Raw genomic sequence first — 26,826 nt, forward strand, 5'->3', positions numbered from 1 at the left:
TCAGCCGTTCTCCTTCTGGATCTGCGACCACTTCTCTTCGACGTCCGAAATCGAGCCGACGTTGAAGAACGCCTGCTCGGCCACATGGTCGAATTCGCCCTTGGTGATCGCGTCGAACGATTCGATGCTGTCCTTCAGCGGCACAGTCGAACCCTCGACGCCGGTGAACTTCTTGGCCATGTACGTGTTCTGCGAGAGGAACTGCTGGATCCGGCGCGCACGCGACACCGTGATCTTGTCCTCCTCCGAGAGCTCGTCAACACCGAGGATCGCGATGATCTCCTGCAGCTCCTTGTTCTTCTGCAGGATCTGCTTCACGTTCGTCGCCACGCGGTAGTGGTCGGCGCCCAGGTAACGGGGATCAAGGATGCGCGAGGTGGACGTCAGCGGGTCGACGGCCGGGTAAAGGCCCTTCGACGCGATCTCACGCGAGAGCTCGGTGGTGGCATCGAGGTGAGCGAAGGTGGTCGCCGGCGCCGGATCGGTGTAGTCGTCGGCGGGGACGTAGATCGCCTGCAGGGAGGTGATCGAGTGTCCGCGCGTCGAGGTGATGCGCTCCTGGAGCACGCCCATCTCGTCGGCGAGGTTCGGCTGGTAACCCACGGCGGAGGGCATCCGGCCCAGCAGGGTCGACACCTCCGAGCCGGCCTGCGTGAAGCGGAAGATGTTGTCGATGAAGAGCAACACGTCCTGTTTCTGCACATCGCGGAAGTATTCCGCCATCGTCAGGGCCGACAGGGCAACGCGCAGCCGCGTTCCCGGCGGCTCGTCCATCTGACCGAAGACGAGGGCGGTCTTGTCGAAGACGCCCGCCTCCTCCATCTCGGCGATGAGGTCGTTGCCCTCACGGGTACGCTCACCGACGCCGGCGAACACCGACACTCCGCCGTGATCCTGCGCGACGCGCTGGATCATCTCCTGGATGAGGACGGTCTTGCCCACGCCTGCCCCGCCGAACAGGCCGATCTTGCCGCCCTGGACATACGGAGTGAGCAGGTCGATGACCTTGATGCCGGTCTCGAACAGCTCGGTCTTGGACTCGAGCTGGTCGAACGCCGGCGGCTTGCGGTGGATGGGCCAGCGCTCGGTGATCTCGAACGACTCGCCATTGATCTTCCCGTCGACGTCGGCGTTGAGCACCTCGCCGATCACGTTGAAGACCTTGCCCTTGGTCACATCGCCGACCGGCACCGAGATCGGCAGGCCGGTGTCGTGGACCTCCTGGCCGCGGACAAGTCCGTCGGTGGGGTTGAGCGAAATGGCGCGGACGAGGTCGTCGCCCAGGTGCTGCGCGACCTCGAAGGTCAGCTTGCTCGAGACGCCCTCGACCTCGACGTGCGTGTAGAGCGCGTTGTAGACCTCGGGGATCGCGTCGTGGGGGAACTCGATGTCAACGACGGGGCCGGTGACGCGGGCGATGCGGCCGATGGCCCCGCCCGGCGTCCCCGTCGCCGCCTCAGGTGCGGTCAGTGTCATTGCTTCTTCTTTCTGTGGTCTCATCGCACCCGGAGGGCGGAGTCGAAACTGCGGGGAGTCGTCCTACTTGGAGGAGGACAGGGCGTCGGCGCCGCCGACGATCTCGGCGATCTGCTGCGTGATCTCGGTCTGGCGGGCGTTGTTGGCGAGACGGGTGTACGTCTTGATCAGCGTGTCCGCGTTGTCGCTCGCCGACTTCATCGCCTTCTGGCGCGCCGCGTGCTCCGAAGCCGCCGATTGCAACATCGCGTTGAAGATGCGGCTCTCGACGTACACGGGTAGGAGGCGGTCCAGGACCGTCTCGGGGTCGGGCTCGAACTCGTACAGCGGGTAGAGTTCGCTGTTCTGCTCCTCGACGCCCTCGACGACTTCGAGCGGCAGGAGCCGGACGACGGTCGGCTGCTGGGTGACCATGCTGACGAAGCGGTTGTAGACGAGATGGATCTCGTCCACGCCGCCCTCCTCGTCATCGAGGTTGTACGACTCGACGACCGCGTCCGCGATCTCCTTCGCCGTCTCGAACACGGGCTGGTCGGTGCCGCCCGTCCAGACGCGGACACTCGCCCGCTTCCGGAAAGAGAAGTACGCGTTCGCCTTGCGACCGACCAAGTAGAAGACGACCTCCTTGCCCTCGCTGCGCAGCAGCACGGCCAGCTCCTCGGCCTCCTTGAGCACGCTCGAGGAGAATGCGCCGGCGAGGCCGCGATCGGAGGTGAAGATCACGATCGCGGCCGTGTCCAGCTTCTCGCGCTCGGTCGTCAACGGGTGCTCGACGTTCGAGTAGGTCGCCACGGCGGACACCGCGCGCGTGATCGCGTTCGAGTACGGTGCAGCGGCAGCGACGCGGTTCTGCGCCTTCTGGATGCGCGAGGCCGAGATCAGCTCCATCGCCCGAGTGATCTTTTTGGTCGTCTGGGCCGAGCGGATTTTCGACCGGTAGACCCGGAGTTGCGCTCCCATGTGTCTCCTGTTGTCCTCAAAGTGGCGAATCGTCGGGTGCCGCTGGTCAGCGACGGCCCTTGACGATCTTTTCCTGGCCGACCTCGTCGGCCGCGATGGCCTGGTGCTCCTCGCGCCCGACCGAGGCGAGTGGCTTGCCCTCACCGGTCTGGAACTCGAGCTTGAAGCCGTCGACGGCACGGTTCAGCTCGGCGACGGTGTCGTCGGAGAGCACATTCGTGTCGCGGAGGGTGCTGAGGACCGCAGTGTTGCGGCCCAGGTAGTCCAGGAGCTCGCGCTCGAAGCGCAGCACGTCCGGCACCGGCACCTCGTCCAGCTTGCCGTTCGTGCCCGCCCAGATCGAGACGACCTGTTCCTCGACGGGGTACGGCGAGTACTGCGGCTGCTTGAGCAACTCGGTAAGGCGGGCACCGCGGGCGAGCTGACGGCGCGACGCCGCATCGAGGTCGGAGGCGAACATCGCGAACGCCTCGAGCGAGCGATACTGCGCCAGCTCGAGCTTGAGCGTGCCGGAGACCTTCTTGATCGACTTGACCTGCGCGTCGCCGCCGACCCGCGAGACCGAGATGCCCACGTCGACCGCCGGACGCTGGTTGGCGTTGAAGAGGTCGGACTGGAGGAAGATCTGGCCGTCGGTGATCGAGATCACGTTGGTCGGGATGTATGCCGAGACGTCGTTCGCCTTGGTCTCGATGATCGGGAGACCCGTCATCGAGCCGGCACCGAGTTCGTCGGACAGCTTTGCGCAACGCTCCAGCAGGCGGGAGTGCAGGTAGAAGACGTCACCCGGGTACGCCTCGCGTCCCGGCGGACGGCGCAGCAGGAGCGACACGGCCCGGTAGGCCTCGGCCTGCTTCGAGAGGTCGTCGAAGATGATCAGGACGTGCTTGCCGCCGTACATCCAGTGCTGGCCGATAGCCGAGCCAGTGTAGGGGGCGAGGTACTTGAAGCCGGCGGGGTCGGACGCGGGGGACGCGACGATCGTCGTGTACTCCATCGCTCCGGCGTCCTCGAGCGCGCCCTTCACCGAGGCGATGGTCGAGCCCTTCTGGCCGATCGCGACGTAGATGCAGCGCACCTGCTTGTTCGCGTCGCCCGACTCCCAGTTGGCCTTCTGGTTGATGATCGTGTCGATCGCGATCGCTGTCTTACCCGTCTGGCGGTCACCGATGATGAGCTGGCGCTGGCCACGGCCGACCGGGATCATCGCGTCGATCGCTTTGATGCCGGTCTGCAGCGGCTCGTGGACCGACTTGCGCGACATCACGCCGGGGGCCTGAAGCTCGAGCGCGCGACGACCCTCGGAGGCGATATCGCCGAGGCCGTCGATCGGGTTGCCGAGAGGGTCGACGACGCGGCCGAGGTAGCCGTCGCCGACGGGGACGGAGAGGACCTCGCCGGTGCGGGTGACCTCCATACCCTCCTCGATGCCAGAGAATTCGCCGAGCACGACGACCCCGATCTCGTTCTCGTCGAGGTTCTGGGCCAGGCCCAGGACACCGTTGGAGAAGCGGATGAGCTCGTTGGCCATGACGCCAGGGAGGCCCTCGACGTGGGCGATGCCGTCGGCCGCGTCGATGACGTAACCGACCTCGGTGGTGGAGGCCTTGCCCGGCTCGTACGACGAGACGAAGTCCTTCAGCGCGTCGCGGATCTCATCCGGGCTGATGGTGATATCTGCCATGGGAATTCCTATTCGTTGGGTCCGTGCGAGCCGAAGAGGTCGTCGGGGCCTGACCTGGATGGTGCGGGGGTCGAGGGCGGTGCCCTCTCAGGATACGTGCGCCCGTCAGGACGCGAGCTGGAGCTTCAGGTCGGACAACCGTGCGGAGACGGTGCCGTCGATGACGTCGTCGCCGACCTGCAGGCGCATCCCACCCAGGAGGGAGGGGTCGACCAGCATGTTGACGGAGACGGGGCGGTCGTACTGCCGCGACAGTGCCGACCGGAGCCGGTCGATCTGGTGCGGCGCGAGCGGCGAAGCGACAGAGACCGTAGCGATCGTGAAACCGCCCTGGTCGGCGACCACGCCTGCGGCGAAGCGGACGAGTTCCGGGATGCGGCGACCGCGCGGGTGCGCGACCAACTGTCGGAGGATCGCGAGTGTCTCGGCCGAGGCCTTGCCCTCGAGGAGGCGCTGCACGAGTGACACCTTCGAGTCGGCCGCGGCGAGCTTGCTGCCCAGGGCCAACTCCAGGCCGGCGTCGGACGAGACGACCGCACCGAACATCTGGAGCTCGCGCTCGATCGACACGCCCTCGGGCGCGGAGGAGGCGATCGCGCGGACCCCGACTTCCTCGATCCCAGCGACGAGGTCGCTTGAGTTCGACCAGCGGTGCCCGACGATGACCGTCAGCAGCCGCTTCGCGTTGGCGTCGAACGGAGCGAACACGCGGGCCACGAGGGCGCGCTTGCTCACTGCGTCGACGCTGGGGTCAGAGAGGGCCGAGCGCAACTGAGCCTGCGAGTCGATGACACGGGCCGCTTCGAAGAGCTGCTGAGCCGCCTCGAGCGACACCTGGCCGCCGAAGGCGGACAGCTCCGCCTTCGCGGCGACCAGAGCCTGTCGTGACGCGCTACCCATCAGTTGTTCGCCTTCTCCGAGGCCTCGAGGTCGGCGAGGAAACGGTCCACGATCGCGGACGCCTTCGCGTCGTCGTTGAGGCTCTCGCCGATCACGCCGGAAGCGAGGTCGATGGCGAGCGTTCCGACTTCGGAGCGGAGCGAGACCACGGCGGCCTGACGGTCCGCCTCGATCTGGGCGTGTGCGTTGTGGAGGATGCGCTCGGCCTCGACCTGCGCCTGCTCCTTCTTCGCCGCCACGATCGCGTTGCCGTCGGCGTTCGCCTTCTCGCGGATCACTCCGGCCTCGGCACGAGCCTCGGCCAGCTGGGCGGTGTACTTCTCGAGGGCAGCCTCGGCCTGTCGCTGGGCCTCGTCGGCCTTGGCAATGTTCCCCTCGATGGCGGCGGAGCGCGCGTCGAGCATCTTCTGCAGACGCGGCAGGACCAGTCTCCAGAAGAAGAACAGCAGGATGAAGAAGATCACCCCCGACCAGAAGAAGTCGTAGAACTCCGGGATCAGAATGACCGCGGGGACGTCACCTTCTTCCGCAGCGATGTTCACAGCGGTGCTGAACACGACTACGCCGCGAAGATGAAGTAGGTGGCGAGGCCGATGAGTGCGAGCACCTCGGTGAACGCGATGCCGAGGAACATCGTGGTCTGGAGGCGGCCGGCCATTTCGGGCTGGCGTGCCATCGCCTCGACGGTCTTGCCCGCGACGATGCCGACACCGATGCCGGGGCCGATCGCTGCGAGGCCGTAACCGACCGTCGCGATGTTGCCGGTGAGTTCGGCGAGAACGGTGACTGAGTCCACGAGTGGGTCCTTTCAGTGGGTGGTCATGGGAACAGGAACAAGCGGGTGGTGGTCGTGAGAACGGGCGGGAGCCCGTGAGTCGTGAGGTCAGTGCTCCTCGGCGACGGCCAACTGGATGTAGACCGCAGCGAGGAGGGTGAAGATGTAGGCCTGGAGCACGGCGACGAGGAGTTCGAAGAGCGTGAACGCACCGCCGAAGGCGAAAGTCACGACGCCGAAGAGCTTGAAACCCGGGTCGATCTGGGAGCTGAAGAGGAAGAACTGCGTGGCGGAGAAGCACAGCACCAGCAGGAGGTGGCCGACGATCATGTTCATCACGAGCCGCAGCGCGAGCGAGAGCGGACGAATGATGAACGTCTGCAACAGCTCGATCGGCGTGAGGATGACATAGATCAGAACCGGCGCTCCGGGCGGGAACAGCGCGTTCTTGAAGAAGCCCATCCCCCGGTCCTTGATCCCCGCGTAGATGAAGGTCACGTAGGCGACCAGACCCAGGAAGAGCGGCATGCCCACCACAGAGGTTCCCGCGATGTTGAGGAACGGGACGATCCCGGTCAGGTTCATCGACATGATCGCGAAGAAGATCGTCACGAGGATCGGGAGGAACCGACGCGCGTCCTTCTCGCCGAGGATGTCCTTCGCGATGGTGACGCGAACGAAGTCGAACGCGAGTTCGACGATGTTCTGGAAGCGGCCGGGAACGAGGCGCAGCTTGCGCGTCCCGAGCCAGAAGAACAGCATCAGTGCGATGACCGCGATGAAGCGGACCAGCATGACGCGGTTGATCTCGAAAGCGGTTCCCTCGAAGAGGAAACCGGGCGGGAAGAACTCGGAGATCGACGGGGTGTGGAAGTCACTCTCACCGGTCGAGGACGAGACCAACAGGGTCACAGCGTTAGCAAACAGCGCTAGCTCCTGGAATTCGGGGCGTGGCACGTTGCAGCCGACCGAATCGAATCATTCGGACGCAACGCTCTCGCGACGACGAAAGGTGGGGTTTTCCGCTCGGACGGCGCTCGTACTCGACGACCGCCATCAACAGTGAGACGATCTGAGGACACGTTCGCCTGCGGGATTCGTCCCTACTGTAGCAACAGAACGCAGCGAGAGCCGAATCGTGGTCCTCTCAGGGGCGTCCGGCGCATCCTCATCGGGCGATGTCGCTCACGTTCGGCAGGCGCGAGCGCGACACGACGAGCACGTCGATCACCAGCGAGCCGAGCACGGCGACGATGATCGTGACGAACATCGCGGTGCTGTCCAGCCAGGGCTGGCCGCGCAGCACCAGGGCCGCGATCACGAACAGGACGAACTTCGCGAGCCAGGTGCCCAGGACGACGGCGAAGAAGCCGCCGATGTCGAGCCGGTTGGCAACGAGGATGCTCGCGGCCGTGAGCAGGACCATCACTCCGCCGACGATCGCGCCCAAGAGGGCACCGACCGCGCCCTCTCTTCCGGCGGCGATCCCGCCGACGACGGTACCGAGCACCGCGAGGGCGAGCACGAAGAGGCCGCCGACAACGAGCGCGCGGCGCAGGACGGGGACTGACGCGGGCTGAGGGCGAGGGGTGGCCGGCGACGCTCCGGTCATGATGCTTCCTTCTGCGCCACGATCGGCGCTGTCGTATCTCGATCGGTCGGGAATCCGGCCGGCGGACGGAGCTGCTCCGTGGAGGACGCACGGTCGAGGGGGTCGAGGACGGGCGAGGCCTCAGCAGACTGCGCAGCCGCCTCCCAGCGCTTGCGGCGGCTGAGCGGCGCGAGCGTGACGACGGTGCAGACCAGCAGCCCGACGCCGAGGAAGAGGAGCGGGACCCAGAGCACGTCGACCACGAACATCAACAGGCAGCTGATGGCGACGACGGCGGTCCAGCCGTAGAAGATCAGGACGGCGTGCAGGTGGGAGTGCCCCATGTCGAGCAGGCGGTGGTGGAGATGCTTCCTGTCGGCGCTGAACGGGGACTTGCCGGCGCGCAGGCGGCGGATCACGGCGAGACCGAAGTCCATCAGCGGCACCACGAGGATGGCGAACGGCAGGATGATCGGGATGAACGCGGGCAGCAGCTCCTTCGCCGCGAGCTGCGCGGGATCGATCTGCCCGGTGACCGCGATGGCGGAGGTGGCCATCAGCATCCCGACCAGGAGAGCGCCGCTGTCGCCCATGAACATCCGGGCGGGGCGCCAGTTGATCGGGAGGAATCCTGCGCACGCGCCGACCAGCACCACGGCGATCAGCGAGGCGAGGTTGAAGTAGTCGGTGGGCGAGGTCTGCTGCACCAGCAGGTAGCTGTAGAGGAAGAAGACGCCGTTGGCGATCAGAGCGACGCCGGCGACGAGGCCGTCGAGGCCGTCGATGAAGTTGAGGGCGTTGGTGACAAGGACGATCGCGAGCACCGTGATGATCAGCGACATCCACGGCGAACCGACCGTCAGCCCGCCGATCGGCAGCGACACGATCTGCACGCCCTTCCAGGCGATCAGGCCCGCAGCGATGAGCTGGCCGGCGAGCTTCGTCGTCCAGTCCAGGTCCCAGATGTCGTCGGCAACCCCGATGAGGACGATGAGCAAGCTCGCACCAAGAATGGCGAGGATCGGCTCGGGAGTGGCGAACACCAACCGGAAGTAGGGCAACTGCGAGGCGATGCCGAAGCCGACGAGGATCCCGAGGAACATCGCAATGCCGCCCAGGCGCGGCGTCGGCCGGGTGTGCATGTCGCGAATGCGGATCTTCGGGTAAAGCCGATACTTCAGGCTCAGCCGCCAGATGACCCACGACAGCGCTCCGGTCACGAGCGCGACCGCGAGCGAGACGAGGGCGAAGGTGATCACCGGCTACTCACCCGCGGCGGGATCGGTGCGGGTGGGACCGGCGCCGGGAGACCCGGTGCGGGCTCCGTCGTCCGGCGTGGCGTCGTCCGGTGTGGCAGGGCCCGATGCCGCGTCGTCTGGCGCGTCGTCGCCCGGCGTGGCGCCGTCCGATACCGCGTCGTCCGATACCGCGTCGTCCGATACCGCCTCGTCCTCGAGCCGGGCGCCGGACGCCCAGGCAGGGCGGGCGGAGGGACCGCGATCGAACGCGTAGGGGTCGATCTCCACCGCGACCCGGTCGGTGTCGGCGGACTCGGCCTCGATCGGCTCGGGCTCGGACTGCTGCACCTGCGAATCCGGGAAGAGATCGCCCACGACCTCACGGATCCGTTCCGCCGACACGACGCCCTGGCGCAGGATGCGCAGCGTGCCGCCCTCGAAGCTCAGGGCCGTCGCGTCGACGATGGTGGATGACTCGCTGGCTCCCTGAGGGCGACCGCTGTAGCGCGACCCGGCGGCACCGGCGTCGAGGTAGACGTCGACCGAGTCGCCGAGCTGATCGAACGCCTCCTGCGCCGTCGTGGCCGAGGGCTGACCTGTCCGGTTCGCCGAGGAGACCGCGAGCGGTCCGGTCTCCGCGAGAAGCTCGATGGTGACGGGATTGTCGGGCATCCGCAGTGCCACGGTGCCGCGCGTCTCCCCCAGATCCCAGACCAGGGAGGGCTGCGCGTGCAGGACGATGGTGAGCCCGCCCGGCCAGAACTCGCGCGCGAGATCGCGCACCGCCTCCGGCACGTTCTCGGCGAGGGCGTCGAGCGCGGCCACGTCCCCGATCAGCACCGGCGGAGGCGACTGCCGCGTCCGCCCCTTCGCGTCGAGCAGACGCTGGACCGCGGCGGCGTCGAACGCGTTGGCCGCGACGCCGTAGACGGTGTCGGTGGGGATCACCACGAGTTCGCCGCGGCCGATGGCCGTCCGCGCGAGACGGGTGCCGGTCAGGAGGTCCGTGTCGACGGAGCAGTCGTATATGCGTGCCATAACGCGTCGATGATACCGGCGCGCTCCGTGTCCCGACGGGTTGCGGCGCGGCGGTGCGCTCAGCGGCCGCGTCAGCGCGCCCCCGGCCGGCCGCGTACCGTCCCGGATCCGGCAGGAACACGGCCCGGAACGCGCGCAGGAGTGCGGCCCGGAACTCGCGGTGCGGCGCTGGCTGCGGGGATCCGCACCGCGGTCAGCTCCCCCGTCTCCGCCTCGGTCGCGGAGAGGAGCGCGACGGCGATCGCAAGCGTCGCGAGGGAGTGCTGGTCGCCGAACCAGGTGGTGTTATCGGCCATTCCGTGCAGGAAGGTCCACAGGATCGCCACCGCTATCCCTCCCGCTGCCCACGCCTGCCCCTTCTCGACTCGGAGTACCAGGCGCAGAGTCCGCCACGTCGCCGTCACGAGCAGGAGCAGAACAGGCACGGCGATGAGGAGTCCCCCGTTGGCCCAGGCGCCGATCAGCAGGTTGTGCGGCGGCCGCACCTCGCTGTGGGCCGTGAACTGGGAAGCCCGTAGGTGCCACAGATCCTCCCAGCCGCCGTAGCCGAGCCCCAGGAGCCAGTGCTCCGGAAAGGCGCTCGCCGCGAGCCGAAGGAAGTCGCCTCGTGCGCCGAGGGTGAGTAGACCGGCTTCCGCGAGCTGCGGGAAGAACTCGGCGACGCTGTAGACGGCGGCCGCACTCGCGGGGAGGGCGATCATCCAGGCCACCGGACCCAGGCTCCTGCCCTTCAGCCCGCGAACCGCGGCGACAGCGAGCGGCAGGACGATCGCGAGCACGATCGCCGTCTTCGAGAGGGTGAAGAGGGCGCCGGCCAACCCCGCCACGGCAGTCAGTCCGAGCACGCGCGGACCACCCTTGCGCCGAGCAGCGAAGGCGAGCATCGCGGTGGTCGCCATGTACATCGAGGCGATGTTGCCGTTGAGGAAGAAGCCGCCGGACTTCTCCTGAAGCACATTGTTGAAGGCAGTCGTGTAGATGTCGCGCACGTACACGTCGGAGTAGAGCACAGCGCCGGGCCAGTGCAGGTAGGCCGCCTCCTGGACCGGGTCGATCTGGAACAGGATGGTCAGGGCGACCTGGACGAGGAAGACGGGCGTCGCCCACGCGAGCGCGCGCCCGACGATCCGCCAGGCGCTCGATCCGAGCTGCCGGACGGCGAGGTAGGGGCTCAGGAACGAGAGAACCGAGACGGACTCGCGCAGGCCCACCGCAGCGGTCCGGGAATAGGTCAGGGCGAAGAGCGTCGCGACGAGGAGGAAGGCGACGAGAACGACGACGCGATCGACGTGAGAGCCACGGAGCCGGATCAGGAGGTACGGCAGGAAGAGCAGGCTCCACGCGACCGGAGCGGTGAACGGGCCGAGCGTGTACAGCTGGAGGACGCTCAGGGCCAGGAGCACGGCCAGGAACAGCAGGAGCGCTTTCTCGCGGCGCTGCTGAGCGGGATCGACCAGTTGCCGCGACGGTCTGGCTCGAGCCGAGGACCCGCGGCGCGGGGCCGGGGTTCCGGTCCGCCGAGTCGATGAGACGGCGGACGGGCGGCCGGCGGCGGTGTCGCGGACCGCGGTGGCGGTGAAGGAATCGGCGTGGCGACCCATCTCAGGCCCTCCCCGACGCCGTCGCGGACGAGCGGGCGCTCACGGCGGCGGCCCTCGGTGACGAACCGGCGGTCATTCCACGAAGGATCGTCACGATTGGCGCGAGATGTCGGTTGGTCCGAATTCTCGGCGTCGCTGAAGTGGTCGTCAGCGCAGGGCGGACCGGCGCCTGGACGGGGGCTTGAGGGCGATCGAGCGCCCGAGGGGACGCTGGACACTCAGGGAAGGAGACCGAGGGGCGTAGCGGCGCAGGGGAACGGCTCGGAGACCGTCTGTGAGCGCCTCAGAGGGGCGGGAGCACGAGCCGTCGCGGTGGACGGACACGGAGATGAGGAAGGGTCGGGATGACATAGCGCGCCGACGTTACCTGCGGCGGACATATCCTCACCGTATGGCGCGGAATAAAGGTCCGCGCCATACGGACGGCCGATTGGGCCGACCCGGACGGGTCGGCCCGGACGGGTCGGAGCGCTCAGACCCTCGGAGCGCTCAGACTGCCGGAGCGCCAGACCCTCGGAGCGCTCAAACCCTCGGAGCGCTCAGCAGCTCGTCGGCCCGACGCGCGATGTCCGGCCAGCCGAATGCGGCTGCGCGACGGCGCGATGCCTCCGCGATCTCCTCCCGGCGGATCGGATCGCGCAGGTCCGCGAGCAGACGCGGGAGGGCCTGGATCATCGCGGCCGCGACCTCCTCGCCGGTGCCGGGCGCAACGAGCACCGACCCGTCGATCACTCCATCGGGGGTACGCAAGATCTCGGGGATGCCTCCGCGCTCGACCGTCAGGACCGGGAGCCCCCGGGAGAGCGCCTCCACCACGACCATCCCGAACGGCTCGTCCCAGCGGCAGGGGTAGAGCAGCAGCGCCGAGGAGGCGAAGAGCTCCAGCAGGTCCTCATGGCGGAGAAAGGGCAGACGGCGCACCGTCCCGGGCAGGGCGGATACCGCCTCGTCGAGTGCTCGGACGTAAGCGGTCGGTGTCGCGTCGTCACCGAGGCCCGAGGCTCCCGCGATCACGAGGCGAAGCTCCTCCCGGCCGGCCGCGTTCAGCCTCTGCAGGATCTCGACCGCCTCGCGGGCGCCCTTCTCGGGAACCAGCCGCCCGGCGAAGACCGCCTCCGGAACGGGGCCGAGCGGGCGCGGCGCGCGATCGACCGCCGGTACGACGCCGTTGTGGAGGACTGCCGTCGCCCGCAATCCGTAGCGCTTGACCGCGCGCTCCCGGAGGAACTCGCTGCAAAAGATCCACTCGTCCACGGCGTCGAGGTAGGGACGGGCGGCGACGTGATCCGACGGGAGGTGGTCGAGGAGGTCGTTGTGCTGGTGCGCCACGATCCGCCCGCGGTAACCCAGGCGGCGCAGCCGCACGGCGTACCGGGGACGGTTGTGGATCCAGACCGTCGGGACGCGACGCAGCGACGGGGCGAGATGGAGCAGCCAGGGGCGCCCACCGAGGGACAGGCGGCGCAGCTGCGCGGCGGGATCGCTGTCGCGTCGACGGGCCAAGAGCAGGGCCACGCGCCGCTGTGCGGAGTAGACCCGTCGGTAGAGGAGGTGCCGCGGGACGTCGACGCCCGGCGTCGGCACCGACCACGGCGCGTGTACGACGATCCTCAGCTGCGACCGCGAGACCGTCTCGCGGACCCACGTCGCCACGGCTCCGCCGCTGCCGTCGAAGCGCTCCTCCGCCGCCAGTACCACGGCGACGTCGACCGGATTCGTGGAGCGGGGCCGGAACCGGGCGGGCAGCCGCGAGAGGACGAGGGAGCGCGCGTCGGCGAGATCCCGGCCAGGAGCCAGCAGCACGGTCGCCGCCAGGACCAGCCCGGCAAGCGCCAGCTCCACGGGGAACAGGCGGAGGAGGGAGCCCTCGGGGAGCAGCCGGAGCAGGAGGAGGACGGCAGCCATCGGCGCCGCGAGCAGCGGGCCCGCCACGCACGCACGCAGGAAGGCGCCGAGGCGCACTCCGAGGACGACCCGCAGCACGCCATAGGTGACGAAGAAGCCGATGACACTCGAGACCAACAGACCGCCGATGAGGCCGTCGAGTCCGAACAGCACTCCCCCGCCGACGATCAGGGGGATCGTGATCGCCGTCTTCGCGATGTTCACGACCAGGCCGAAGCGCACCCGGTCCATCGCCATCAGGATGAAGCCGACGGGGTTGCCGATCGCCCGCACCGCTCCCACCACGGTAAGGGCGCTGGTCATCCCGGCAATCCAGCCCCAGTCCGGCCCGTAGAACAGGCGCACGATGTCCTCGGAGCGCAGCGCCACCAGAGTCAGGGGCGGAATGCTGGCCATGCTGAGCACGGCAGTGACGCTGAGGTAGTTCCGTGCTACACGGTCACGGTCGTGCTGGATGGAGGAGAAGACCGGGAACATCACGCGCGTCACGATCGGGTTGACGCGCGCGGGCAGGTTCACCGCGAGGTTGTAGCCGAGCGTGTATCCGCCCAGCTGAGCCGGACCCAGCAGACGGCCGATCGCGAGCGAGCTGGCGTTCGAGCCGAGGTAGTTCACGATGCCGTCGAGGGTCTGGAAGACGCCGAAGGAGAGAAAACGCGCGGTCTCGCGAATCCGGAACCGCAGGCGCAGACGGAACCAGCGCCGAGCCTGCACCAGAGCGAGGGCTGAGCGCAGCGCCGCCGTCGCGACGAGCCCCCAGGCGTAAGAGAGGGCGCCGGTGCCCGAGAATGCGAGGAAAACCGTGACGACGAAGCCGCCCACGAGCGAGACCGTCTCGGACACAGCGACCGCTCTGAATCGGATGCCCTTCTCGAGTACCGCCCGCGGGACCTGCCCAGCGGCGCTGCCGACAAAGACGAGCGAGGCGACAGAGAGGACCGGCGCTGCCACTGCGGAGCCGAGCAGTGCGGCGATCGGCCCAGCGGTCAGGAACACGACGCCAGTGACCGCGAGGCCCACCGAGAGGTTGAGCCAGAACACGGAGGAGAGCTCGAAGCTGGTCGCGCGACGGCGCTGGATGATCGCCTGCGCAACCCCCATGCCGAGGAAGATGTCGACGAAGGCGTTCAGCAGGCCGACGATCGCGATGATGCCCATTTCGGAGGCGTCCAGCAGACGCGCAAGCAACGCGAACTGCCCCAGCTGCACGACCAGGGCGACGGCGAACGAGATCGCAGTCCAGGTGGTGGCATCGACGGTCGTCCGGCGCAGGCTCACCGGACCCGCCCGGCGCCGGAGGACCGCGGAGTGAGCGGAGCATCCTCCTCCGCCGTCGAGGGGCGTCGCCTCCGCCAGACCTGCTCGGAGGTGGCCGGCGGGCCCGGCACCATCAGCACCGCGAGGACCGCGATCCAGGTCAGCCACGAGACTCCATCGAAGTCGTCGATCCGCAGGGGCATCTCGGCCAGCGAGCACGCGAGCAGCATCAGGACGAAGAGGTAGCTGACCATCGAGCGGTCGAAGTAGGTGAGCGAGCGCACCAGGACGCTGACGAGGAACACGACGAGGGCGGCGAGGAGGACGAGCCCGCCCCAGACCATCGTCGAGGCGAAGAGATTGTGCCCGTGCCACGGCGTGTGGCCGATCAGGCGGGGCAAGATTCCCTCCTTGGTGAAGGCGTTCGTGGAGAGCCCGAAGACCAGATGGTCGGGGATCACGCTCATCGACGACATCCAGATCGCGCCGCGGCTGGTGAGCGCCGAACGATCGTGCACCACCATCGGGAGCAGCACCACGGCGGTGGCGGCCATCACGACGGCACCGACAGCGAGAACGCGACGGGTGCCCGAGTGACGCACCAGACGCAGGACGACCGCCACGAGGATCGTGATTCCCGCGGCGATCAACGAGGTTCGCGACGCGCTGAGCACCAGGTTCGCCACGACGATGGCGAGCCCCGAGTAGCGGGCCCTGCGTGTGCGCAACAGGAGGACGAAGGGCAGCCCCAGCGCCATCGTCATGCCGAGCACGTTCATCTGCGGGAAGATTCCGGCGAGCAGGCGCGTGCCGATCAGGGCCTTGGTCTCACCGGCGAGGAGGGCGTCCTCGCGCATCCAGCCCTGATCGGTGAGTCCGGTGAGCAGGCTGGCGAGACCGATGAGGACGACGGCCACACCGAGAACGCGCAGGTCGTCCCAGCGCGGCGCGATCGACCAGAGCGCGATGACGAGCGCGAGGATCACCCAGTACTTCGGCGTCGGGTTGACGGCGCCGACGGCGATCGTGTTGGTCAGCTGTGCTGTCACGAGGTACACGCCCGCACCCACGAGACCGATCAGGTTGGCCCGCCTGCGCCGGAGGTTGAGGAAGACGATGACAGCAACGCCGAAGAGGAAGAGCGTCGGCGCCCACTGGTCAACCGCGGCGCCGAGGGAGCTCGGGTTCACCGCTCCGGTCGAGTAGCCGTCGGAGGCCGCGCGCCCCGCGACGAACAGGTCGACGATCTTTCCGCCCGAGGTCATCGTGAAGGCGAGGAACAGGACGACCGCGAAGTGGAGGCGGCGACGGCGGGTGTCGTGCGCGTCCCGCTCGGACGCGGACTCCTCCTCGGAGAAGGTCGGCCAGCCCGTGCGTGTGCTCGGGAATGGAGCCGTCGAATGGCTGCGGACGGGGACGGCGGTCCTTTGACGGTGGTGGCGTTCGTCCACGGCGTGCTTGGCGAGGCTCATTCTCGGTCTCCATTCGTCGTCACCGAGAGCCGGCGGGCTGCCCGGTCGTAGAGGTCTTCGAGGTCGCCGATGCGCTCGGCGAGATCGAAGGAGGCGAGCACGCGCTCGCGGCCCGCACGGCCCATCCGCACGGCCCGCTCCGGGTCCCTGAGCAAGGCCGCGAGTGACCGCGTGAGGGCGGGCACGTCGCCTTCCGCGACGAGCAGCCCGGTGACGCCGTCCTGCACCGCCTCCGGAACGCCGCCGTGGCGATACGACACCACGGGTGCTCCGGCGAGCGCGGCCTCGAGGAAGACCATGCCGAATCCCTCCGCGTCGCCGTTCGCCGCGGTGAGCGATGGGGCGCAGAAGACGGCCGCGCCGGAGAGGACCCGGGCGACCTCGGAGGGTGGCAGGGAACCGGCGAACGTCACCCCCAGGCGCAGGCGTGCCGCCTGCTCGACGAGGGTCGCTCGCAGGTGGCCGTCGCCGACGATGGTGAGAGGAACCTCGCGCAGCGGAGCGGGCAGGGCCGCCACCGCCGCGAGCAGATCGGCGACGCCCTTCTTATCGGAGAGCCGACCGACGAAGACGATTCCCTCGCGGGCGGCGTCCGGGGCGGCCCCGTCGCCGGAGGTCGGGATCCCGATGTGGCTGACCACAGTGCGCGCAGGATCGGCACCGAGGCGGACCAGCCCGTCGGCGATGAAGCGGGAGACGCCGATCAGGGTGTGCGCGGAGCGGAACACGGCGCGGGCCGCGCGCGCGCGCTGACGGCGAGCAAGCGGCCGGAGGAGGCGAGGAGCTCCGTTCACGAGGGGCCAGCTGGTGACGTCGTAGCCGTGACCCGTCACCACCAGCGGGAGGCCGCGGCGTCGCGCGTAGCGTGCGATGTAGGTGGCGTCGACGAGGAAATGCGCGTGAATCACCGCGGGCCGGTGCTCGGCGACGATCGCGTCGAGCCGCCGCGACACTCCGAACCAGCGCAGCAGGATCGCCCGGCGGCGGAGCGCGGTGATCGGGTCGTGCAGGACAAGGTCCGTGCTGTCGCGCAGGACGCCCGAGCCGGTGAGTTCAAGGCCGACGCCGAGGGCGCGCCAGCGCTGAAGACCGCGCATCTGATTGCGGACGAAGGTCTCCGAGTCCTGCAGCCAGGCGCGCTTCCAGACGAGGACCACGGGGCGCTCCGACGTCCGGTCGCGCTCGGACTCAACGGGAGGCATGACGCACCCGGTAGTGCAGCGCCGCGGCCACGCTCGGCAGCACCCGTACAGCGTCGCCGAGGTAGCGGCGCCAGAGACGGCCGGGCTCGCGGCTGAGCCGGTGCGCCCACTCGAGGCCGAGCCGCTGCACCAGCAGTGGCGCCCGCGGGATCTCGCCGGCGAGGAAGTCGATGGCGGCGCCGACGCCCAGGCACACCGCTCCGGTGCCGCCGACCTCGAGCAGACGCTCGCGCACCTCCTCCTGCTTCGGCGAGCCGAGGCAGAGCGCGACGATGCGGACCTCGTCCGCGCGCAGGGTCGCGGCCAGGCGCGCGAGGTAGGCGTCGTCGGCGAGATCGGCGGGCTCGGGAGCGACGACGACCGGCAGCTGGAGTCCGGGGAAGCGGTGCTGCAACTCGGCCGCGGCACGGTCGCCGATGCCCGGGCGTCCGCCGATCAGTGCTACCGGGGCGCCCTCGAGCGCCGCGCGCCGACAGACCTCGGTGAAGAGGTCGATCCCCGTGACGCGACTCGCGGAGCGGTGCCCGTACCAGCGGGCAAGCCAGACCAGGGGCGTTCCATCGAGCACCACCAGGGACGCGCGGCCGTAGTAGCGACGGAATGCACCCGAGTGCTTCCACCGAACGAAGTGATCCGTGTTCGGAGTGACGACGAGCTCGTCGCGGCCGCTCCGGGACAACTCGAGCACCGCATCCGCCGCCTCGTCGAGCGTGGTGATGCTGGCGGGCATGCGCTCGATGCGGCCGGTGATGTAGGACGTCATGCCGGGACTCCTCAAGAGTGGGGGCGGGCGGGGGTGGTCACCGCGCGGCGTGCGCGCGGAAGGAGGCGGCGAGGCCGGCCAGGTGGCGGCGCTCCGGTGGCCGCAGCGAGGCGGCGGCGTCGAGAAGGGCACCAAGCTGCACATGGAGGTCGGCGGGCGCCTGCCCCGGCGGGAAGCCCTCGCGGCGCCACGCGAACCAGCCGGGTGCGAAGCCGAGCTCGCGGCGCCCCAGGTCGGCGAACGCCTCGGCCACCAGAGTGCTATCGCTCTTCGAGCGGATCCACGCGGGATCAATCGTCGTCTGACCCGCATGTCGGAGGTAGAGGACGGTGGGCACGGTGTCGCGTAGCAGACGGTGCCCGGCGGTGATCGCACGGAGGTAGAGGTCGAAGTCCTCCGCGGCGACCGCTCGGTAGCCGCCGAGCGCCCTGACGACGCTCGTGCGGCCCGTCATGGTCGGGTGCATCAGCGGATTCTCGAGGAGCAGGGCGAGGGCGATCGCGCGGCTCGACAGGCGCGGGAGCAGCTGGGGCTTGAGCAGCGGGATCGGCGGCTTGCGGATGAGGACGGTCGAGAAGACGAGGTCAGTTCCGCGCGCCAGGAGCTGGCCCTGACGGCGAAAGCGCCACGGCAGAGCGCGGTCGTCGCCGTCCAGGATCGCCAGGTACGGCGTCTCGACCTGCTCGAGGAGGGCGTTGCGCGAGGCGGGGATCCCCTGCGGCGACGTGTCGTCGAGGATGCGAAGTCGACGATCAGCGATACGGCCGACGACCGCCGCGGTCGCGTCCTCACTCCCGTCGTCGCGGACGAGGACGCGGCCGGAGGCCGGCAGGGCGGCCAGGGCGCTGCGAACCGAGGCGCCGATGGTCCCCTCGGCGTTTCGGGCGGTGATGCAGACGGTCAAGCCGTTCATCGGGTGCTCCTGCGGTTGGCGAGTCGGCGGTGGGTGTCGTGCACGGCATAGAGCACCCGGCTGAAGACGGTGAAAGCGGCCGGCAGGTGCTTCAGCACCAGCCCCAGGGCGAGCAGACGCGGTCTCTGGGCGGAACGGAACAGGTCGACATCCTGAAGCGCGGCGGACCCGAGCCGGACGCCCGAGTTCACCAGCGCGCGGTCGGCGTTCTGGCGGATCGGGGTGAGGGCGACGGGGACCGCGTAGAACCAGGTCGTGAACCAGTCGGACAGCGGCCTCGGCACGTTCCCGAACGTCCGGGCGAGTGCTGCGCGCATCTCCTCCGCACAGACGAGGAGGTTGCCGAGGTCCGGATCGCGACGGCGGGTGATCGAGGCGGCGGTGTAGACGTAGGAGTAGAGGATCTCTGGGACGAAGAGCACCCGCTCCGACGCCTGCACCGCCCGCAGCACGCCGATGAAGTCGGACTGGGAGCTCAGCCGCGGGAAGAGGTCCTGCTGCAGGACGCGGCGGCGGAAGAGCTTGTTCCACAGGAAGCCGTGCAGCTGCCCGGACGCCATCCGCTCCAGGGCTTGCTCGGACGAGATCAGCTCACGGCGGTCGAGGCCGTCGATCACCCGCCCGGAGGCGGACTGACGGGTCCGGTAGAGCGCCCGGCAGACGACGATGTCGGCGGCCGTTCGCTCGGCCTCGGTGGCCAGGGTCCGCAGGATCGCCGGATCCCACTCGTCGTCGACGTCGACGAACCAGACGAACTCCGAGTCGGCCTCGGCGAGCGCTCGATTGCGAGCGGCCGCGACTCCGCCGTTCTGAGCGTTGCGGAGGACCTGTGCGTCCTCGCGCCCCGCGGCCCAGCTCTCGAGCACCTCCGCAGAGTCGTCGGAGGAGGCGTCATCCACGAGCAGGACACGCATGCCAGGCCCGAGGGTCGTGCCGAGCGCGGCAAGGAAGCCGTCGAGTTGGGAGATCGCGTTGTAGCAGGGCGCGATGACGGTCACCGAGTGCGTCGACGCGGTCACCGCCGGGCTCCGAGTCGACGGTAGGCAGCGAGGACGGGGCCGAAGACGGCGTCCGGAGACGCGACTGCGTCGACCCAGGCCTTCGCCCGATCCGCCTGCCTCAGCAGCTCGTCCGGATGGTCCAGCGCCGCGGCGATCGTCGCGGCGATCTCGTTCGCTCCCGCGTCCGCGGGCAGAAGCAGGCCTCTGCCCTCGGCGAGGAGCTCGCCCACCCCACCCACCTCGGTCGCCACCACAGGGCGGCGCCGGGCCATCGACTCGAGCATCACGAGGGGCGTCCCCTCCCAGCGCGATGTCGACAGGAGCAGATGCGCCGCGTCGAGCGCGCCGGTCACGTCGCCCGACGGCCCGGCGAACTCGACCACTCCGGCCGCCCGCGCGCGCTCGCGCAGCACCGGCAGCATCGGCCCGTCGCCCAGCCAGGTGGCCGCGACGGGGCGGATCCGGGCCAGAGCCTCGATCGCCGCGAGGAAGCGCACCGGATCCTTCTGCTCCGCGAGCCGCCCGATTCCCACAACCCGCACGACCGGCTCGGCAAGCGCCGACTCCTGCGCGGGCTCGGCAGTCACGTTCGCCGGCGTATTGCCGGTGACCACCACGCGCGCCGGCGGGCGGCCGTAGCCGTCGACGACCATCCGCCCCACGGAGGCGGAGACGGCGAACACCCGTCGCGAGCGGAACGAAAGCGCACGCCGGTCGATGGCGGGCAGCTCCGTGTGCGCGTGTTCGACGACGGGCACACGCAGCGCGAAGCCGACGAGGAGCGCCAGCAGCGCTTCGCGGCGCTGATGGGCGTGCAGGACGTGCGGTCGGAAGCGCCGAACGGCCAGCGCGAGATCGCGCAGGTCGGCGCAGAAGCGCTGCTCGGGGGCGCGGACGACGAAGACCGCTGAGTCCCGGGCCGCAGGGCCGCTGAGTGGTCCTGGCCTGCCCCAGTAGGCGGTGGCGCAGCCGTGCTCCCTGCTCCAGGAGCCGAGCGAGAGGGCGACACGCTGAGCTCCCCCGTCCTCAAACGAGTCCAGGACGTGGAGGACCCGGAGCGACGACGTGCGCCGAGCCCTCATGTGCTCGCCCCGGCCGAGGCGGCGTCGGGGAAGAAGTCATCGAGCACGGCGAGGACGGCGTCGACATCGCGGCCCATCGTCTCCGGATCGACGCCGTAGCGCTCGGCGAGCTGCGCGACGACCTCGTCGCGCGCTCGTCGCTGCTGGATCACGGCCTCGAAGACGGTGTCTGCGCTGAGCGAGAGGACAACGGGCGGCGACGCCGGGCGGGAGAGGTCGAGCACGTAGGCCTGCTCGTCGGTGCGCTCCACGGCGAAACGCTCGCGCGGATGCGGTCCAGGAGCGGAGTCGTCGACCGGCGCGGGACTCGCGTCGGCGATGTTCGCACTCGCCTCGACGACGGCGGGAGTCTCGTCCGTCGGCGCCGCGGCCTCGGCGACCTCCTCGGCCGGGGCGGCCGGAGCGGCCGGCGTCGGACCGACGTCGCCTCCCGACCTCGCCACCCGGATGAATCCGGACAGGGCGGAGGGCAGGCCGCGGACGGCGCGGACGCTCCGCTCCCACCGCAGGCGCAGGCGGCGGCGCGTCGTGGTCGTGCCGGGGTGGCTGGCCTCCAGATCGGCTCGGGTGGGGAAGGCGGCGCGCAGCAGCAGTGTCCCCTTGAGGTGCCAGGGGGCGGAGGCGATGGCATGCAGCCAGTTGAAGGTGTGCCGGTCGGAGCAGCGCCGGACGTCCCAGAGCGCCTGCGCGCGGCGGTGGCGCTCGTCGGCCGGGGCGGGCACACCCCAGGAGGTGAGCAGCTCGGCCATCGGCGTCTGCGCTCCGAGCTCCACGGCAGCGGCGCGGATCGCCTCCTTGTCCTTCTGCGGCAGGGCTGCGCCGTGAGCCTCCAGCGCGGCGAGAATCGTCGCCGAGGAGGCCGAGCGCGCGCTCCGCAGCTGGTGCAACGCGTGCAGGACCAGATGGTGGGCGGCGTCCGGAATGAGGAGGACCTCGTCGCTGAGCGGCAGCTTCTTGTGGGAGGCCCAGAGCCGCTCGAAGACGACCCGGTCCGCCTCGAAGGCACCGGGGAAGGAACGGTGCACATCGACGTCGCACGGCCAGGAGGGGTGCACGAGCGTGATCGAGTGGTCGACGAAGAGCGTCCAGCTCAGGGCCTCGGCGCGCCGGTTCCAGCCCATATCCGCGAGCAGGGTGATGGCATCGTCGAAGCGATCGGGGTCGACCCACAGGTCGACATCGGCCGACGTCATGGGCGCGCGGATGCCCTGTCGGTGCAGCCCCTCGCCCTTCACGACCAGGCTGCGGATGCCGTAATCGTCCAGGGTGTACTGCACGAGCACGGCCGCTAGCCGCAGCGCGACAGCGCTGGGAAGTGCGGCGACGACGAAGGTCTCGGGAGTCGAGGTCGGATCAGGCGACACGAGCGCATCCCTCCGCCAGGTCGAGGAGTTCCCCGGCCGCGACCGACCACGGCCGCTCCCGAGCGAGCTCGAGAGCACCCTGCGAGAGCGCGGACCAGTCGCGTCGTAGGCGCAGCAGTGCGTCCTCGTAGTCACGGCGCCGGCCGTCCTCGGGGACGACCACGCCCGCACCCGCCGCGCACAGACCCGCGAGGACGCTCGACTCCGTCGTGAGCACGGGCAGGCCGCTCGCTAGCGCTTGGAGCCCTGCGGCCGCACCGCTGGTCGAGCGGGCCAGGTGCGCGAACGCGTGCGAGCCCCTCAGCACCTCCGCGACACCCGCACGGTTCTGCTCACCGACGCAGCGCACTCCGGGAGCCAGGTCGTCGGCGAGTCCGGAGCCGTCGTCGACGACGCTCACATACTCCGTGCCGTCGAGCCGGGCGAGGAGGTCGAGTCGATCGGCGCCGTGATCGCGGCTGGAGCCTCCGACCGCGGTGAAGCGGACCGGTCCCTCCGGCGCGGGTGGCGTCCGGAAGGACGCGCTCGGCAGGCCCGGCAGCACCACGACCGGGGTGCCCGACAGCCGCGAGGCGAGCAGGTCGGACGGAGCGACGACGACCGCGCCGCGACGCTCCTCGTCGTAGCGAGCAGCGAGCAGGAGTGGGAGACCGGGCGCGGGAGCGGAGTCGGCCAGGAGCACCGTCGTGGGGGCGAGCCCGAGCAGCTCCAGGGCCGTCCCCGGGAGAGCGACGACGAGGTCGGGCCGCTCGGGGGCGAGCAGCTTTCGGGCGCGGCGCGTAAAGACCGCGAGCCCAACGGGCCCGATGCCGATCCGCCCGGCCGGCTCGACCAGGTGGCCGAGGAGGCTGGCGCGCAGCTCGGCTCCGCTGAATCCCTCAGGGTCGGCGGTCACGACGATCACCCGGTGGCCCTCGCGGCGCCAGGCGCGTTCAAGCTCAGCCGCATGCCAGGAGTCGAGGGCGACGATCCCGATGGTCAACACGAACGGTTCCTCTCCGTCAGGGTGCCCCGGCGCGAGCCGGGAAGGGTCGGCAGGGGCGCGGCGTCTCGACGGTCGATGACCTCGTGCACAGGGCGGTACCTCTTTCCGTCCCGGCAGGCGGAGCCACGGACGTCGGAGAAGGTATCCCGAGGCTCGGCCATGCCCGAGCTAGCGGCGCGAAACAGAGCCGGCGGCGTCGTGCGGACCGACCCCCCTGGCTACCTCCCGACGAGGGCCGCGCGATGTGCGTCAGTCCCCGCCATAAGCGCCAAAACCGCCGCTGTGCCGCGCGCGAGCGCCGCAGCCCGGCGGATAGAGTCGGCTCCGTGATCCTCGCCTCGCAGACCCTCGCGCACGCCCCGGCGGCCCGTCAGACCTCGGCTCCCTGCGCTGAATTGGTCGGCGCTGAACTGGTCCGTGCCGAACTGCTCCGTGCCGAACTGCTCCGTGCCGGGCGGCTCCGATGAGGGGCATCATCCTCGCGGGTGGTTCGGGGTCGCGGTTGTGGCCGATCACTAAGGGCATCTCGAAGCAGCTGATGCCGATCTACGACAAGCCGATGATCTACTACCCGCTGTCGACGCTGATGATGGCCGGGATCGACGAGGTCCTCGTGATCACGACGCCCGAGTACAACGACCAATTCCGCGCCCTGCTGGGCGACGGGTCGAGCCTGGGAATGCGGATCGAGTACGCCGTGCAGGCCTCCCCCGACGGCCTCGCACAGGCGTTCCTCATCGGCGAGGAGTTCATCGGCGACGAATCCGTCGCGCTCGTGCTGGGCGACAACATCTTCCACGGCACCGCCCTGGGCACCGCCCTCGCAGCGAACACCACGATCGAGGGCGCCGTGATCTTCGCCTACCAGGTCGCCGACCCGCGAGCCTACGGAGTCGTCGAATTCGACGAGCAGTTCCGGGCCGTCTCCATCGAGGAAAAGCCTTCTTCTCCGAAAAGCACCTTCGCGGTTCCCGGCCTCTACTTCTACGACAACTCCGTCATCGAGATCGCCAAGAGCATCGAACCGTCCGCGCGCGGTGAATTGGAGATATCGACCGTCAATGAGCGATACCTCGAGGCGGGCACCCTCACCGTCCAGGTCCTCGATCGCGGAACCGCCTGGCTCGATACCGGAACCTTCGACTCGATGATCGAGGCGACGGAATTCGTCCGCGTGATCGAGCAGCGACAGGGCTTCAAGATCGGCTGCATCGAAGAAGTCGCCTGGCGCAACTCCTGGATCGACGACACCCGCCTCGCCGAACTCGCCGCACCCCTAGTCAAGAGCGGCTACGGCGCCTACCTCCAGCAGCTCCCCACTCTCGCGCGAGGATCCTCCTCCGTCTGAGCGTCCGCCGGAGTTCGTCCGTGTCGTCGACCGCGACCCGGGCGTCCGACGCCTCCCCTCCCTTCCTCGAACCAGTAGGAGCACTCGTGCGGATCCTCGTCACCGGCGGTGCCGGTTTCATCGGCAGCAACTTCGTCCACCTCACCCTGCGCGAGCGCCCCGACGCCCGGATCACTGTCCTGGACGCGCTCACCTACGCCGGCGACCTCCGCTCGTTGGCCCCGGTGTCGGACAAGATCACCTTCGTCGAGGGCGACGTCGCTGATACCGAGCTGGTGGACCAGCTGGTGGCCGACTCCGACCTCGTGGTGCACTTCGCCGCAGAGTCACACAACGACAACTCACTAGAGGATCCAGCACCGTTCCTGGCAACGAACGTCCTCGGCACCTTCGCGCTGCTCCAGGCGGTCCGCGCACACGACGTCCGCTACCACCACATCTCCACCGACGAGGTCTACGGCGACCTCGAACTCGACGACCCCGCCCGCTTCACCGAACACACCCCCTACAACCCCTCCAGCCCCTACTCCTCGACCAAAGCCGCCAGCGACCTACTCGTGCGCGCCTGGGTCCGCTCCTTCGGCATACGCGCCACAATCTCGAACTGCTCCAACAACTACGGCCCCTACCAACACGTCGAAAAATTCATCCCCCGCCAAATCACCAACGCCATCGACGGCATCCGCCCCAAGCTCTACGGCACCGGCGCAAACGTCCGCGACTGGATCCACGTAGACGACCACAACACCGGCGTCTGGGCCATCATCGACCGCGGCGAGATCGGCGAAACCTACCTCATCGGCGCCGACGGCGAAAAAAGCAACCTCGACGTCGTCACCCGCATCCTCACCGCCTTCGGAGCACCCAACGACGCCTTCGACCACGTCACCGACCGCACCGGACACGACCTCCGCTACGCCATCGACTCCACCCGCCTCCGCACCGAACTCAACTGGCAACCCCGCTACACCGACTTCGACGCCGGACTCGCCGCCACCATCGACTGGTACCGCGCCAACGACAACTGGTGGCGCCCCGCCAAAGCCGCCACCGAAGCCAAGTACGCCGCTCAGAAGTAGGGAAAAGAGGAGCGAAGGGGCCCGATCGACCGTCGATGATTCATTCTCCTTCTCCAGCTACCCTCTCCGGGGGACGCTTTAGAGCCCGAAACAGGGTCTGACGGGGCCTCCCGCGACATCGGCGAAACGTGACCTTGCTACGGTTACGCCCGTGCTTATCTCCTCTCCTCCGGCGGCCACCGCCGGCGGGACTTGTTCCGCTCAGCAACCGCTCCGCGCCTTCGCCGCTCCTGCGTCAAGAGGGCTTCATCTGTGAGGGGCATCATCCTCGCGGGTGGTTCGGGGTCGCGGTTGTGGCCGATCACTAAGGGCATCTCGAAGCAGCTGATGCCGATCTACGACAAGCCGATGATCTACTACCCGCTGTCGACGCTGATGATGGCCGGGATCGACGAGGTCCTCGTGATCACGACGCCCGAGTACAACGACCAATTCCGCGCCCTGCTGGGCGACGGGTCGAGCCTGGGAATGCGGATCGAGTACGCCGTGCAGGCCTCCCCCGACGGCCTCGCACAGGCGTTCCTCATCGGCGAGGAGTTCATCGGCGACGAATCCGTCGCGCTCGTGCTGGGCGACAACATCTTCCACGGCACCGCCCTGGGCACCGCCCTCGCAGCGAACACCACGATCGAGGGCGCCGTGATCTTCGCCTACCAGGTCGCCGACCCGCGAGCCTACGGAGTCGTCGAATTCGACGAGCAGTTCCGGGCCGTCTCCATCGAGGAAAAGCCTTCTTCTCCGAAAAGCACCTTCGCGGTTCCCGGCCTCTACTTCTACGACAACTCCGTCATCGAGATCGCCAAGAGCATCGAACCGTCCGCGCGCGGTGAATTGGAGATATCGACCGTCAATGAGCGATACCTCGAGGCGGGCACCCTCACCGTCCAGGTCCTCGATCGCGGAACCGCCTGGCTCGATACCGGAACCTTCGACTCGATGATCGAGGCGACGGAATTCGTCCGCGTGATCGAGCAGCGACAGGGCTTCAAGATCGGCTGCATCGAAGAAGTCGCCTGGCGCAACTCCTGGATCGACGACACCCGCCTCGCCGAACTCGCCGCACCCCTAGTCAAGAGCGGCTACGGCGCCTACCTCCAGCAGCTCCCCACTCTCGCGCGAGGATCCTCCTCCGTCTGAGCGTCCGCCGGAGTTCGTCCGTGTCGTCGACCGCGACCCGGGCGTCCGACGCCTC

General features: G+C 69.1%; 22 protein-coding genes and 1 pseudogene. 3 read left to right on the forward strand and 20 right to left on the reverse strand.

The features are described from left to right. From atpD to C1O28_RS15130, 20 genes and pseudogenes are all read right to left on the reverse strand, one after another. Positions 1–1,476, reverse strand: a complete 1,476-nt coding sequence (atpD, locus tag C1O28_RS08200) for a F0F1 ATP synthase subunit beta (protein ID WP_097167309.1) — start codon at positions 1,474–1,476, stop codon at positions 1–3. 63 nt (positions 1,477–1,539) lie between these two features. Further along, entirely contained in the window at positions 1,540–2,436 is an 897-nt protein-coding gene (locus C1O28_RS08205; RefSeq protein ID WP_097167310.1) for a F0F1 ATP synthase subunit gamma, read from the reverse strand. 46 nt (positions 2,437–2,482) lie between these two features. Then, entirely contained in the window at positions 2,483–4,120 is a 1,638-nt protein-coding gene (atpA, locus tag C1O28_RS08210) for a F0F1 ATP synthase subunit alpha (RefSeq protein ID WP_097167311.1), read from the reverse strand. A 105-nt stretch (positions 4,121–4,225) separates the two neighbouring features. Continuing rightward, complete coding sequence (locus C1O28_RS08215; RefSeq protein WP_097167312.1) at positions 4,226–5,020, reverse strand: F0F1 ATP synthase subunit delta; 795 nt, start codon at positions 5,018–5,020, stop codon at positions 4,226–4,228. Continuing rightward, positions 5,020–5,577: a F0F1 ATP synthase subunit B gene (locus C1O28_RS08220; RefSeq protein ID WP_243392085.1), complete on the reverse strand. Its 558-nt coding sequence runs from the start codon at positions 5,575–5,577 to the stop codon at positions 5,020–5,022. The genes C1O28_RS08215 and C1O28_RS08220 overlap by 1 nt, the downstream gene beginning before the upstream one ends. A gap of 2 nt (positions 5,578–5,579) precedes the next feature. Further along, positions 5,580–5,816: an ATP synthase F0 subunit C gene (locus tag C1O28_RS08225; RefSeq protein WP_055794702.1), complete on the reverse strand. Its 237-nt coding sequence runs from the start codon at positions 5,814–5,816 to the stop codon at positions 5,580–5,582. 87 nt (positions 5,817–5,903) lie between these two features. Further along, complete coding sequence (atpB, locus tag C1O28_RS08230; RefSeq protein WP_097167313.1) at positions 5,904–6,707, reverse strand: F0F1 ATP synthase subunit A; 804 nt, start codon at positions 6,705–6,707, stop codon at positions 5,904–5,906. A gap of 256 nt (positions 6,708–6,963) precedes the next feature. After that, positions 6,964–7,407, reverse strand: a complete 444-nt coding sequence (locus tag C1O28_RS08235; protein WP_097167314.1) for a Cg1360 family ATP-synthase-associated protein — start codon at positions 7,405–7,407, stop codon at positions 6,964–6,966. After that, a complete protein-coding gene (locus C1O28_RS08240) occupies positions 7,404–8,645 on the reverse strand; it encodes an MraY family glycosyltransferase (RefSeq protein WP_181024578.1) in 1,242 nt (413 codons plus the stop codon). The genes C1O28_RS08235 and C1O28_RS08240 overlap by 4 nt, the downstream gene beginning before the upstream one ends. Positions 8,646–8,990: 345 nt before the next feature. Further along, positions 8,991–9,662: pseudogene (locus C1O28_RS08245) on the reverse strand (L-threonylcarbamoyladenylate synthase); the annotation flags it as partial. Between the two features lie 71 nt (positions 9,663–9,733). After that, a complete protein-coding gene (locus C1O28_RS08250) occupies positions 9,734–11,263 on the reverse strand; it encodes an O-antigen ligase family protein (protein WP_097167316.1) in 1,530 nt (509 codons plus the stop codon). Positions 11,264–11,785: 522 nt separating this feature from the next. Next, complete coding sequence (locus tag C1O28_RS08255; protein ID WP_127821484.1) at positions 11,786–14,446, reverse strand: MOP flippase family protein; 2,661 nt, start codon at positions 14,444–14,446, stop codon at positions 11,786–11,788. Continuing rightward, positions 14,443–15,897: an O-antigen ligase family protein gene (locus C1O28_RS08260; RefSeq protein ID WP_127821485.1), complete on the reverse strand. Its 1,455-nt coding sequence runs from the start codon at positions 15,895–15,897 to the stop codon at positions 14,443–14,445. The genes C1O28_RS08255 and C1O28_RS08260 overlap by 4 nt, the downstream gene beginning before the upstream one ends. Next, entirely contained in the window at positions 15,894–17,099 is a 1,206-nt protein-coding gene (locus C1O28_RS08265; RefSeq protein WP_097167318.1) for a glycosyltransferase, read from the reverse strand. Before C1O28_RS08265 ends, C1O28_RS08260 begins: the two co-directional genes overlap by 4 nt. Then, the gene (locus tag C1O28_RS08270; protein WP_160487468.1) at positions 17,086–17,862 is read right to left on the reverse strand and encodes a WecB/TagA/CpsF family glycosyltransferase; all 777 of its coding nucleotides are present in this window, start codon (positions 17,860–17,862) and stop codon (positions 17,086–17,088) included. Before C1O28_RS08270 ends, C1O28_RS08265 begins: the two co-directional genes overlap by 14 nt. Before the next feature lie 37 nt (positions 17,863–17,899). Beyond that, positions 17,900–18,775: a glycosyltransferase family 2 protein gene (locus C1O28_RS08275; protein ID WP_097167320.1), complete on the reverse strand. Its 876-nt coding sequence runs from the start codon at positions 18,773–18,775 to the stop codon at positions 17,900–17,902. Next, the gene (locus tag C1O28_RS08280; RefSeq protein WP_160487469.1) at positions 18,772–19,794 is read right to left on the reverse strand and encodes a glycosyltransferase family 2 protein; all 1,023 of its coding nucleotides are present in this window, start codon (positions 19,792–19,794) and stop codon (positions 18,772–18,774) included. The genes C1O28_RS08275 and C1O28_RS08280 overlap by 4 nt, the downstream gene beginning before the upstream one ends. After that, positions 19,791–20,858 carry a glycosyltransferase gene (locus C1O28_RS08285; RefSeq protein ID WP_097167322.1) on the reverse strand — a complete coding sequence of 356 codons (1,068 nt, stop codon included), beginning with the start codon at positions 20,856–20,858 and terminating at the stop codon, positions 19,791–19,793. The genes C1O28_RS08280 and C1O28_RS08285 overlap by 4 nt, the downstream gene beginning before the upstream one ends. Beyond that, positions 20,855–22,222, reverse strand: a complete 1,368-nt coding sequence (locus tag C1O28_RS08290) for a PqqD family peptide modification chaperone (protein WP_160487470.1) — start codon at positions 22,220–22,222, stop codon at positions 20,855–20,857. Before C1O28_RS08290 ends, C1O28_RS08285 begins: the two co-directional genes overlap by 4 nt. Next, entirely contained in the window at positions 22,212–23,207 is a 996-nt protein-coding gene (locus tag C1O28_RS15130) for a glycosyltransferase family 4 protein (protein WP_160487471.1), read from the reverse strand. The genes C1O28_RS08290 and C1O28_RS15130 overlap by 11 nt, the downstream gene beginning before the upstream one ends. Positions 23,208–23,670: 463 nt before the next feature. Here C1O28_RS15130 and rfbA (C1O28_RS08295) point away from each other — a divergent pair, with 463 nt between their 5' ends. The 3 genes from rfbA (C1O28_RS08295) (at position 23,671) to rfbA (C1O28_RS08305) (ending at position 26,771) form a co-directional block, all read left to right on the forward strand. Next, positions 23,671–24,555 (forward strand): glucose-1-phosphate thymidylyltransferase RfbA, encoded by an 885-nt coding sequence (rfbA, locus tag C1O28_RS08295; protein ID WP_097167324.1) that lies wholly within the window; start codon positions 23,671–23,673, stop codon positions 24,553–24,555. 86 nt (positions 24,556–24,641) lie between these two features. Further along, positions 24,642–25,634: a dTDP-glucose 4,6-dehydratase gene (rfbB, locus tag C1O28_RS08300; RefSeq protein ID WP_097167325.1), complete on the forward strand. Its 993-nt coding sequence runs from the start codon at positions 24,642–24,644 to the stop codon at positions 25,632–25,634. Between the two features lie 252 nt (positions 25,635–25,886). Then, the gene (rfbA, locus tag C1O28_RS08305; protein WP_097167324.1) at positions 25,887–26,771 is read left to right on the forward strand and encodes a glucose-1-phosphate thymidylyltransferase RfbA; all 885 of its coding nucleotides are present in this window, start codon (positions 25,887–25,889) and stop codon (positions 26,769–26,771) included. Positions 26,772–26,826: the final 55 nt, after the last annotated feature.

The sequence above is a fragment of the Rathayibacter rathayi genome (assembly GCF_004011095.1).
GTDB classification, from domain to species: domain Bacteria; phylum Actinomycetota; class Actinomycetes; order Actinomycetales; family Microbacteriaceae; genus Rathayibacter; species Rathayibacter rathayi.